The organism is Verrucomicrobiia bacterium (assembly GCA_035495615.1).
Taxonomy (GTDB): Bacteria; Omnitrophota; Omnitrophia; order Omnitrophales; family Aquincolibacteriaceae; genus DATJFP01.
The window spans coordinates 17,833-27,821 of sequence record DATJFP010000063.1 but is presented as its reverse complement, the minus strand read 5'-3'; the positions used below and the strand labels follow the sequence as shown (position 1 = coordinate 27,821).

Sequence of the window (9,989 nt, the reverse complement as noted above, 5' to 3'; positions counted from 1 at the left end):
CATCCTGTACCTGGTCAGCTTCGCGGTCGGCGCCCTTTTCGGGGACGCCGTCATCCACATCCTGCCGGAATCCTACGAGCAGTTGGGACGGGGCCTCGATACCTCGCTCTGGGTGATGGGCGGAATCCTGGGTTTTTTCCTGCTCGAAAAATTCCTGCGCTGGCGCCATTGCCACGTCATGACTCCGGAGGAAGAACACCTGCATCCGGTCGTGAGCATGAATCTGGTCGGCGATTTCGTGCACAATTTCATCGACGGTCTCATGATCGGCGTCAGCTATTCCGCCAGCCTTGCGCTCGGCCTCACGACGACGCTTGCGGTCCTCTTCCATGAAATCCCGCAGGAAATCGGCGACTTCGGCATCCTGGTGCACGGCGGGCTTCCGCCCCGCAAGGCGATTTTTTACAATCTCCTGTCGAGCTTCGGGGCATTTGTCGGCGTGGCGCTCGCCCTGATCGTGGGCGTGCACGTCCGGTCTTTCGGCGCGATCCTCCTTCCGATCACGGCCGGCGGCTTCATCTACATTGCCGGTTCCGACCTGATTCCGGAGCTTCACCATGACGTCGACATCCGCACCTCTTCGGGACAGCTCATCATGATCGTCCTGGGCGTGGCCGTCATGGCCGCGCTGAAGATCGCCCAGGGCTAGCCCGTGAAGGCCGTCCTGCTGGTTTCTCACGGCAGCCGCTCCGCCGCCTCCAAGCGTGAAAACCTCCATCTGGCCGAGGTTCTTAAGGCGCGGGGAGGATTTCCTGTGGTACAATGTGCCTTTCTCGAGGCCGAATCCCCGTCGGTTCCTGAAGGCATTGAGGCCTGCGTGAAGCAGGGGGCCTCCGAGATCGTTATCCTGCTTAATTTTTTGAATTCCGGAAACCACGTCTTGAAAGACATCCCGGCCCTTGTCGAAGCGGCCGCGAAAAACCATCCGGGCATCAAGTTCTGTCTGACCCCGCCGGTGGGCATCCACCCGGGCATCGCGGACCTTTTTCTCGACTTGATCGCCGCGGCAGAAAAGAAGGCATCCTGACATGAAAACGAGCGAGGCTAAAATGACGGACCGAATTTTCAACTTCAACGCGGGGCCGGGGGCGCTGCCTCTCGAAGTCCTGGAACAGGCGAAAGAAGAATTCCTGAATCACGGGCAAAGCGGCATGTCCGTCATGGAAATGAGCCACCGCTCGCCGGAGTTCGAAGCCATTCTCGCCCGCGCCGACGCCGGATTGCGCCAGCACCTGGGCATTCCCGACGATTATGCCGTGCTCTTCCTGCAGGGCGGCGCGAGCCTCCAGTTTTCCATGGTCCCGATGAACCTGGCGGTGGCCGGCAAGCCCGTGGAACTCATTCAGACCGGCGCTTGGACCAAGCTGGCCGGGGACGAGATCAAGAAGGTGTCGGAACTGAAGATCGCGGCCAGCACGGAAGCGGAAAAATTCCGCCGCCTGCCACGCCTGGATGAGATCCAGCTTTCGGGCAATGCCTCTTATGTCCACCTGTGCTCGAACAACACGATTTTCGGCACGCAGTGGCGCGAATTCCCCAAGACTGGAAACGTGCCGCTTGTCGCCGACATGTCCTCCGACATCCTGTCGCGGCGCGTGAACGTGAAAGACTACGGCCTCATCTTCGCCGGCGCCCAGAAAAACATGGGGCCCTCGGGCGTGACGGCTGTCATCATCCGCAAAGACCTGGTGGAGCGCGCAAGCGTGTCGCTGCCGACCATGATGCAGTACCGCACGCACGTCAAAGCCAACTCGCTCTACAACACGCCGCCCACGTTTTCGATTTACATGGTGGCGCTCATGATGGAATGGATCGGCCGGCAGGGCGGGCTCACGGCCGTGGAAAAAGCGAACGATGCCAAGGCCGCGCTGCTCTATGACGCTATCGATTCGTCCGGCGGGTACTATTACGGCCCGGTGGAGAAGAAGGACCGCTCGCGCATGAACGTGGTCTTCCGCTTGAAGGGCGACAACGAAGAACTGGAAAAGAAATTCGTGAAGGAATCCGCGGCCGAAGGACTGGCCGGCCTGAAAGGACACCGTTCCGTCGGAGGCTTGCGCGCGTCGCTTTACAACGCGCAGTCGATGGAAGGCGTGCAGGCGCTCGTGCGGTTCATGAAGAACTTCACCGCGAAGAACGGATAAAAAAGAGGGGACAGGCCTCGCGGCCTGTGCCTGTCTTGTTGATCCGCGGAATTCGTTTTATTGCGGCAGCGTGGGCTCGGGCGCCGGTGTCCAATCGCCTTCAAGCGACTTCAAAAACGCCACGAGGTCGTCTTTTTCCTCTTTCGTCAGCCCCAGCTTTTGCATCTTGGGGTCCAGCCAGGAATTCGGTTCGCCGCCTTTGTCGTAGAAATCCACGACTTCTTCCAGGGTCTTCTCGCTTCCGTCGTGCATGTAGGGAAACGTTTTCTGAAGGTCACGCAGGATGGGCGTCTTGAAAGCGCCTTTGTCTTTCTCCTCTTTCGTGATTTCGTAACGGCCCAGGTCGGGCTTGGGCGCTTTCATGCCGACGCCGATATTGTGGAACACGCCGTCGCTTAAATTGAAGCCGACGTGGCATTGCGTGCAGCGGGCCTTGCCTTCGAAGAGCGTAAGGCCGCGCTTGGCGGATTCGCTCATTGCGCTTTCGTCATGCGCGTTCACGTAGCGGTCCCAGGGGGAATTGCCCGAAAGGACAGTGCGTTCATAAGCGGCGATGGCCTTGGCGATCCGGTCGATGTCGACTTTGGAATCGCCGAATGCCGCCTCGAAATACGGTTTGTAGCCGGCAACGGCATTGATCTTTTGGACCGCTCCGTCAAGGGTATGCGCCATTTCCACGGGATTTTGCATGGGGCCCACAGCCTGTTCTTCGAGTGTCGCCGCGCGGCCGTCCCAGAACTGGAAGAGACCGAAAGCGGAATTAATGACGGTAGGCGCGTTTCGCGTTCCGGTTTTGTCCTCGAAGCCTTTGGAAACCGGCAACTGGTCCGTGAATCCTTTCTCAGGATTGTGACAAGTGGCACAACTTATCTTATCATTGGCGGAGATCCGCTTGTCGAAATAGAGCATCTTGCCGAGCTCCACTTTGGCGGCGCTCATGGGATTGTCTTCGGGAACCGTAAAGACATCCGGATCCACGCCGAGCGGGAATTTGATTTCGTAGGGAGTTTTGTCGGCTTCCGCGGCCAAGGCCGCAGCGGGAGCCAGGGCGATCGACATGAGTATAAAGGCGAAAAGGCGGGACGGTTTCATTCTTTCCTCCATCAGGTTCTGGAACTATGCGGAAAGTACGGCATTTAACGCGGGATTTTGAGTAAATTATGACGATTCTCGATGACGAATTCAACAAAGCTATTTTTTTCGAAGCTGTGCCGAGGCCTTTTTCGTCTATCTATCACGGCACGGCCGATGATATTGCGCGGTACGGCCTGGAACTGCCTGCCGGACGCGGCTGGCTCCTCGTGGCGGAGGTCATGACCGGGGAAGAGAAGGAGTTGTGGGACTCCTTCAAGCAGATGCTTGCGTTTGCCCTGAAAACGGCGGAGGCTTCACTCTTTGGCAGTTTTGAGTTCAGCCTGGTGACCGCCGGAAGTCCGGAAAAGCTCCCGCTCTTCCAGCCCGCAGGATTGGCGCAGCTTCTCGTAAACCACGGCCGGCTGCTGAAAGACGGAGAGCGCAGGCTCGTGCCTTACGCCTCGAGCTGGGCGCTTTTCAGAAAGCTCGCACCTGGGGATTGGGGCAAGATCGCGTTCAAGGAAAATCTTATCCTCGTGAAGGACAGGTCACGGCTGGATCTTTTGGTCAAACGGATGATACAGGCCGCGGCAGAGCTGGAAGGGCCTGTTTGGCTGGCGCTCCACGATCTGGGGCGCAGCCCGGTGTTCCGTTTCGGCGAGGAAGACCAAACGGTCCGTCTCGAAAAATTTCTAGTAAAAAACAAAGGGATGCTCGGGACAAAAATTCCTGCTATTACGATCTATCATGGAAAACAAAGGACCGATCTGGCCGCCCAGTTTGGAGTGGACGGGGACAGGTCTTTAGACCTGTCCCCACATGTTTGATGCATGAGCCCTATCGCGAGCAGGGAAGCGTTTGCGAGGGAAATCCCGAAGGATGTGCAGACTATTCGTGCGCTTGATGGCGTTTCATCAGGTAGCCCAGCACGTCCTTGATGGAGATGATGCTGAGCGGCACGCCTTCGGCGTTCAGCACGGGAAGATGCCGGAAGCCGCCCATGGACATCTTGTTCACGGCAAAGGCAATCGGGTCCTCGCCGCGCACGAATTCCACGTTCTTGGTCATGATCTGCTCGGCTTTGACGGCTGAGAGGTCTTTGTGTTTTCCCGCCACGCGCAGCAGCAGATCGCGCTGGCTGATGATGCCCACCAGTTTTTTCTTCTGATAAATCAGCACGCAGTCTTTTTTCTTTTTCTTCAGCGTGTTGATGATCTTCTGCACCGTGTCCGTCGTGTTTGCCACCAGAAGATCCGCCCCGGTCAAAAGGTCCGCCACAGGCGCAGTCATGATGACGCGCTGGAGCGGATCGTTTTTCTTCGGCCGCGGCAGGTCGCGCTGCATCAGAGAATGCAGGCATTCCTCGCAGCGGTCCATGCCTTCCAGGTTGTGGTGGCCGCACGAGGGACAAGGAGTCTTCATCAGTTCACCGTCCAGGTATCGTTTCCGTAGAGCAGGTTTTTGATGTCGCCTTTGCCTTTTTTCTTGATGAGGTCTTCGGTCTGAATGTCGAGCATTTCGTCGTACGTCGGCCGGCTCACCGCGCGGAAAACGCCGAGCGGAACGGGCAGCCCCGGATACTGGAACTGCGTCAGCATGTAGGCATAGCTCGGGTCCGGCTCTTTTTCATTGTGGATGAGGAGATCGTCGGCGTCTTTGTTTTTCGAGATGTCGACGATTTCCGGCTTGAGGCCGCTTGGACCGCCTTTCACCCGGATGGCGAGGTCGCGCTTCTTTCCGAAAATGAGCGGCTTGTCGTGCTCGAGATACACGGCACGGTCGTCGCGGTTCTCGCGGCCGGTCACCGGGTAAAACGCCTTGTCGTTGAAGATGTTGCAGTTCTGGTAGACCTCGACGAGAGAGGTGCCCTTGTGCTGCATGGCGCGTTCGAACACGTATTCCATGTGCTTGGGGTCAGAGTCCACCGAGCGCGCGATGAACGTGGCCTCCGACGCGAGCGCAATGGAAAGGGGATTGACCGGATAATCGATCGCGCCCTGCGGCGAAGACTTCGTGATCTTGCCCGCTTCTGACGTGGGCGAATACTGTCCCTTGGTCAGGCCGTAGATGCGGTTGTTGACCAGCACGATGTTCACGTTCAGGTTGCGGCGCAGGATATGCAGGAAGTGATTCCCGCCGATCGAGAGCGCATCGCCGTCGCCGGTGATGAGCCAAATGACGAGATTCGGGTTCACGCAGCGAAGCCCGGAAGCGATCGTGGGCGCGCGGCCGTGGATCGAGTGGAAACCGTAGGTGTTCATGTAATAGGGAAAGCGGCTCGAGCACCCGATGCCGGAAACGAAAACGTAGTTCTCGCGCGGAATCGCGAACTTGGAAAGCGTGCGCTGCATGACGGCGAGAATCGCATAGTCGCCGCAGCCCGGGCACCAGCGGACTTCCTGCCCGGAAACAAAGTCGTCTTTCGTGAACGGAAGATTCTGCGTATTGCTGGGTGGTACGGGATTAGGTGTGCTCATGCGTGCCTTCTTATCTCGTCTGTGAGTTCTTGTGTTGAAAAAGGTTGTCCCTGGACTTTGTGATAGCCGGCGAAGTTTTTGCCGGGAAACGCGTTCCGAAGGAGGAAAAGAAGCTGGCCCATGTTCAATTCGGGGACCAGGATTTTCTCGAACTTCTCGATGATGCTTCCGAGGTTTTTGGGGAAAGGATTGATGTAAGTCAGGTGCGCCTGCGAAACGCGGATGTTTTCACCCGCCAGGTTGTGAACCGCCTGGCAGATCGGGCCGTAGCTGCCGCCCCAGCCCAGAACGAGAAGCTTGCCGGAAGCCGGGCCTTCGACCTTCAGGAGCGGAATGTCGTCGGCAATGCGGCGCACTTTTTCCGCGCGCAGGTTGATCATCTTCTGATGGTTTTCCGGATCGTAGCTCACGTTACCCGTGAGGTCGGCCTTGGAAAGGCCGCCGATGCGGTGTTCGAGGCCGGGCGTCCCGGGAATGGCCCACGGACGCACGAGCGTCTTGGGATCCCGCGAATACGGAAGGAACGGCGTTTTTCCGGCTTTCGGATGTTCCACCTTGATGCGCGGGAGCTTGTCGATCTCGGGCAATTTCCAAGGCTCCGCGCCGTTGGCGAGATTGCCTTCCGAAAGATAAATGACCGGCGTCATGTGTTCAAGAGCGATGCGGACCGCTTCGACCGCCATGTTGAAGCAGTCGGCGGGCGTGGCCGGAGCGAGGACGCAGATCGGCGATTCGCCGTTCCTGCAGAACATGGCCTGCAGAAGGTCCGTCTGTTCGGTTTTCGTCGGCATGCCCGTGCTCGGGCCGCCGCGCTGGACGTTGATGATGATGAGCGGGAGTTCCGTCATCACGGCCAGGCCGATCGCTTCCGCCTTAAGACAGATGCCCGGACCGCTGGTGCCGGTGACGCCGATCTGGCCGCCGAAGGCCGCGCCGATCGCCACGCCGCAGGCCGCGATTTCGTCTTCGGCCTGGAAGGTCTTCACACCGTAGTTTTTGTACATTGCCAGCGTGTGGAGGATCGTGCTCGCGGGCGTGATCGGATAAGAACCGTAGAAGAGCGTCTTGCCCGCCAGGTGCGCGGCCGCCACGAGACCGAGCGCCGTCGCTTCGTTGCCCGTAATCTTGCGGTACGTGCCCGGAGGAAGCTGGGCCTTGCGGATTTCGTACTGGACCGGAAGCGCTTCGGTAATGTCCGCGAAGTTGTAGCCTGCTTTCACGGCCGCGACGTTCGCGTTCGCGATTTCGGGACGCTTGGCGAATTTCGCCTGGATCCACGCCATTGTGTGGTCCATCTTGCGGCTGTAGAGCCAGAAGAGCATGCCGAGCGCGAAGAAGTTTTTGCAGCGTTCGACTTCGGTCAGCTTTAGAGGATGGTCTTTGAGTGCGTTTTTCGTCAGCGTCGAAAGGGGAACCTTCAGGACCTGGAAGTCTTTGAGGCTCTGTCCGTCTTCGAGCGGGTTGGTGTCCCAGGTGGCTTTCTTCAGCGTCATCTCATTGAACGCGCTTTCGTTCACGATGATGAGGCCGCCCTTGCGCAGGTTCACGAGATTGACCTTCAGCGCCGCGGGGTTCATGGCCACGAGCACGTCGGCCTTGTCGCCGGGAGTAAAGATGATGTTTTCCGCGATCTGAATCTGGAAGCTGCTGACGCCCGGCAGTGTGCCTGCGGGGGCGCGGATCTCGGCCGGAAAGTCGGGAAGCGTCGCGAAGTCATTGCCCATGGACGCGGCCGTGTCGGTGAACTGATCTCCGGTGAGCTGCATGCCGTCGCCGGAGTCGCCGGCGAAGCGGACGGTAATTGCGGTTGCTTGTTCGATGTTTTTCTTAAGGGTTACCATTCTTTAACCGCCTTCTTGGCTTGTCATGATCTGGTCGAGTTTTGGAGGTAAATTGTAAACTTCTTGCGGATAAAAGCTGGCGAGGAAGCGGATGAGGGTCCTCACCGAAATGACGCCGACGAGTTCCTGCTGTTCGTTGACGAGCGGCAGATGATACGACTTGTGGGTGGCCATGTGGTCGATGGCTTCCCCGACGGGATCTTTGGGGTTGAGCACCGCCGGATTGGGATTCATGAATTCGCTGGCCGGAGCGTCCCAATTAATGTTTTCCCCCAGGATTTTCTGAACGATCTCGGTTTCCGTCAGGAGGCCGACGACTTTCTTCTTGTCGGCGATGACGACATACCCGGATTTGTTCTGCTGCATCAGTTCCACCGCGCTCTTGATCGAAATCGAAGGGGACGCCTGCACCAGACGCGGGTTGATGATCTGGTAGATCTTCTTTTCCTTGAGGAGTTCCTCAACTTGTTTGGCAGTCATGGCGCACCCTTTGCAATGGTTTGGTTGGAGTAGGGGATCCGAGAACGGGGGCTAAAAGACCAAATGCAAATTTGAAACATGGTATCAAATTTTGAGGGAGAGGACGAATACTTTTTTTGTGCGGACAATTGCGGAAACACGTTCCAACTCACGGCCGTTGCGAGCTTTCCGAAATCCGGAAGGCCCCTTGTTTGCTTGCCTGGTATCCCAGGAGCTTCGGCCTCGGACCCGATTGCCTTGAGGCCGCTTGAAAGGAAGTATAACATAAGGAACGCCTTCCCGGCCCGGAGCGGGCTAAAACGTCCTGGCCGGAGCGCCTAAACCCCGATAGAATAGGCTCTTATGCGTAAGTTTTCCCATGAAGAATTGATAGCGCGACAGGCCCGGAAGCCGCGGGAGCCGCTGCCTTTTTCCGTCATCCTCAACGACATCCGCAGCCTTTATAACGTCGGCTCGATTTTTCGCACCGCGGACGGCGCCGGTCTCGAAAAAATCTGGATTTGCGGCATCACCGGATTTCCTCCGGCTTCGCAGATCACCAAGACCGCGCTCGGCGCGGAAGATGCGGTGCCGTGGGAATACCGCCGCGATCCCTGCTCCCTGATCCGCCAGCTTAAGGAAGACGGCGCGCAGATCGTCCTGCTCGAGCAGGCGCCGCACAGCATTCCGTATGAAACCTTCGAGCCGCGCGGGCCGGTTTGTCTTGTCGTCGGAAACGAAATCTTCGGCGTTTCGGACGAATTGGTCTCGCTTTGCGACGCGGCCGTTGAAATCGAAATGGCCGGCACGAAAAATTCGCTGAACGTGTCCGTCGCTTTCGGCGTCGTGGCGTATCATTTTCGGAACACGCTTCGTAAGGCGGCCGTTTCGTCGAAAGGCGCATGAAAAATCCAAAAGCTTTGCTTGTGAAAAACATCACGCGCGAAGGCCCCGGGCTCATCGAAGGCGTCCTGCGCGAGCTCAAAATCCCTTTTGATCTCGTGGACCTCGACGCAGGCGATCGCATGCCGCGGTTTGACGGCTACGGCATCCTGATCGTGTTCGGCGGCCCGGACAGCGCGAACGACGAGACGCCCAAGATCCAGGAAGAACTCGTGCGCATCCGCCAGTGGCTGGACAGCGGACGCCCGTATCTCGGCATCTGCCTCGGGCTGCAGCTCATGGTCAAGGCGCTCGGCGGCGAAGTTTACAAAAATCCGGTCAAGGAGCTCGGTTTCACGGACCCGGAAGGCAAGTCCTATCTTGTGGAACTGACGGACGAAGGCCTGCGCGACCCGCTGTTTGTCAAATTTCGCGAGCGGGCTTTCCGCGTCTTCCAGCTACACGGCGAAACCGTAAAGCCCGCGCCCGGAGCCGTGGTTCTCGGCACGGGCAAGCATTGCCGTCATCAGGTCGTGCGCGCGGGAAAAAACGCCTACGGCATCCAATGCCATTTCGAACTCACGCCCGCGCTTTTGGAAGACTGGGCGGCTTCGGATCCCGATCTTCTTTCGCTTGCGCCCGGTTCGGTCCTGAGCGATTACGTCCGCGTGCGCGGGGAATACGAGAGGGTGGGCAAACAGCTCATGCTCAACTTTTTTTCACTTGCCGCGGGCGTTTCAGCCCCGCAAACCGCCGCGCGCTAGGAGGCTTCATGTCCCGGATGGACCGCATCATGCTGATCACGATCATTCTCCTGGTGGATGGTCTGCTTTTCATGCTTCCGATCACGGCTTTTTTCGCGGCTTACATCCTTTGGCAGCGTCCGCCCTGGTTCCGGGATTGGGTGATGGAACTCTACGATAGCGACTAAGTCATAAATTCGGGCTAAAAAAACTTCCCATCGATTTTATAACCCGTTTTCTTGAAATGAGTTACGTTACTGTCCCAGCCGGCTTCCCGCCTTGCTTTTTCCCGCTTCAGCAGGTAAACTTTTACCTCATTTTCTCCCGGGTCTAATCCCTTCTATCTTCTTCGGGGAAAATGTCTTACAG

The 9,989-nt window shown here is 58.0% G+C and carries 12 protein-coding genes; 7 read left to right on the top strand and 5 right to left on the bottom strand.

Features of this window, described 5'->3' with window-relative positions; genetic code table 11:
* The 3 genes from VL688_07795 to serC all read left to right on the top strand — a co-directional run.
* Positions 1-649 (top strand): ZIP family metal transporter (locus VL688_07795; protein ID HTL47950.1); only part of this gene is annotated, 649 nt, incomplete at its 5' end.
* Between the two features lie 3 nt (positions 650-652).
* Positions 653-1,027 carry a CbiX/SirB N-terminal domain-containing protein gene (locus VL688_07790; protein ID HTL47949.1) on the top strand — a complete coding sequence of 125 codons (375 nt, stop codon included), beginning with the start codon at positions 653-655 and terminating at the stop codon, positions 1,025-1,027.
* 22 nt (positions 1,028-1,049) lie between these two features.
* Positions 1,050-2,144: a 3-phosphoserine/phosphohydroxythreonine transaminase gene (gene serC / locus VL688_07785; GenBank protein ID HTL47948.1), complete on the top strand. Its 1,095-nt coding sequence runs from the start codon at positions 1,050-1,052 to the stop codon at positions 2,142-2,144.
* Positions 2,145-2,201: 57 nt separating this feature from the next.
* On the opposite strand, the gene VL688_07780 is transcribed toward serC, so the two are convergent.
* Entirely contained in the window at positions 2,202-3,236 is a 1,035-nt protein-coding gene (locus VL688_07780; protein ID HTL47947.1) for a cytochrome c peroxidase, read from the bottom strand.
* 68 nt (positions 3,237-3,304) lie between these two features.
* Here VL688_07780 and VL688_07775 point away from each other — a divergent pair, with 68 nt between their 5' ends.
* Positions 3,305-4,045 (top strand): hypothetical protein, encoded by a 741-nt coding sequence (locus VL688_07775; GenBank protein HTL47946.1) that lies wholly within the window; start codon positions 3,305-3,307, stop codon positions 4,043-4,045.
* A 61-nt stretch (positions 4,046-4,106) separates the two neighbouring features.
* On the opposite strand, the gene VL688_07770 is transcribed toward VL688_07775, so the two are convergent.
* Genes VL688_07770 through VL688_07755 form a run of 4 tightly spaced genes read right to left on the bottom strand, consistent with a single transcriptional unit; the run spans position 4,107 to position 8,016 of the window.
* Positions 4,107-4,640 carry a CBS domain-containing protein gene (locus VL688_07770; protein HTL47945.1) on the bottom strand — a complete coding sequence of 178 codons (534 nt, stop codon included), beginning with the start codon at positions 4,638-4,640 and terminating at the stop codon, positions 4,107-4,109.
* Positions 4,640-5,695, bottom strand: coding sequence for a 2-oxoacid:ferredoxin oxidoreductase subunit beta (locus tag VL688_07765; protein ID HTL47944.1), 1,056 nt, complete (start codon positions 5,693-5,695; stop codon positions 4,640-4,642). Before VL688_07765 ends, VL688_07770 begins: the two co-directional genes overlap by 1 nt.
* On the bottom strand, positions 5,692-7,536 hold the full coding sequence (locus tag VL688_07760) for a 2-oxoacid:acceptor oxidoreductase subunit alpha (protein HTL47943.1): 1,845 nt from the start codon (positions 7,534-7,536) through the stop codon (positions 5,692-5,694). The genes VL688_07765 and VL688_07760 overlap by 4 nt, the downstream gene beginning before the upstream one ends.
* Positions 7,537-7,539: 3 nt before the next feature.
* Positions 7,540-8,016, bottom strand: a complete 477-nt coding sequence (locus VL688_07755) for a CBS domain-containing protein (GenBank protein HTL47942.1) — start codon at positions 8,014-8,016, stop codon at positions 7,540-7,542.
* Between the two features lie 342 nt (positions 8,017-8,358).
* Between VL688_07755 and VL688_07750 the strand changes: the two genes are divergently transcribed.
* The 3 genes from VL688_07750 to VL688_07740 are packed head-to-tail and all read left to right on the top strand — an operon-like array spanning position 8,359 to position 9,808.
* On the top strand, positions 8,359-8,901 hold the full coding sequence (locus VL688_07750) for an RNA methyltransferase (GenBank protein ID HTL47941.1): 543 nt from the start codon (positions 8,359-8,361) through the stop codon (positions 8,899-8,901).
* Entirely contained in the window at positions 8,898-9,641 is a 744-nt protein-coding gene (locus tag VL688_07745; GenBank protein HTL47940.1) for a type 1 glutamine amidotransferase, read from the top strand. The genes VL688_07750 and VL688_07745 overlap by 4 nt, the downstream gene beginning before the upstream one ends.
* 8 nt (positions 9,642-9,649) lie before the next feature.
* Positions 9,650-9,808: a hypothetical protein gene (locus tag VL688_07740; protein HTL47939.1), complete on the top strand. Its 159-nt coding sequence runs from the start codon at positions 9,650-9,652 to the stop codon at positions 9,806-9,808.
* The last annotated feature ends 181 nt before the right edge of the window (positions 9,809-9,989 follow it).

Bases quoted from the DNA above. Each gene is read 5' to 3' on its own strand.
- VL688_07775 (HTL47946.1), top strand. From the start codon at position 3,305: ATGACGATTCTCGATGACGAATTCAACAAAGCTATTTTTTTCGAAGCT.
- VL688_07765 (HTL47944.1), bottom strand. From the start codon at position 5,695: ATGAGCACACCTAATCCCGTACCACCCAGCAATACGCAGAATCTTCCG.
- VL688_07745 (HTL47940.1), top strand. From the start codon at position 8,898: ATGAAAAATCCAAAAGCTTTGCTTGTGAAAAACATCACGCGCGAAGGC.
- serC (HTL47948.1), top strand. From the start codon at position 1,050: ATGACGGACCGAATTTTCAACTTCAACGCGGGGCCGGGGGCGCTGCCT.
- VL688_07770 (HTL47945.1), bottom strand. From the start codon at position 4,640: ATGAAGACTCCTTGTCCCTCGTGCGGCCACCACAACCTGGAAGGCATG.
- VL688_07740 (HTL47939.1), top strand. From the start codon at position 9,650: ATGTCCCGGATGGACCGCATCATGCTGATCACGATCATTCTCCTGGTG.
- VL688_07755 (HTL47942.1), bottom strand. From the start codon at position 8,016: ATGACTGCCAAACAAGTTGAGGAACTCCTCAAGGAAAAGAAGATCTAC.
- VL688_07750 (HTL47941.1), top strand. From the start codon at position 8,359: ATGCGTAAGTTTTCCCATGAAGAATTGATAGCGCGACAGGCCCGGAAG.
- VL688_07760 (HTL47943.1), bottom strand. From the start codon at position 7,536: ATGGTAACCCTTAAGAAAAACATCGAACAAGCAACCGCAATTACCGTC.
- VL688_07780 (HTL47947.1), bottom strand. From the start codon at position 3,236: ATGAAACCGTCCCGCCTTTTCGCCTTTATACTCATGTCGATCGCCCTG.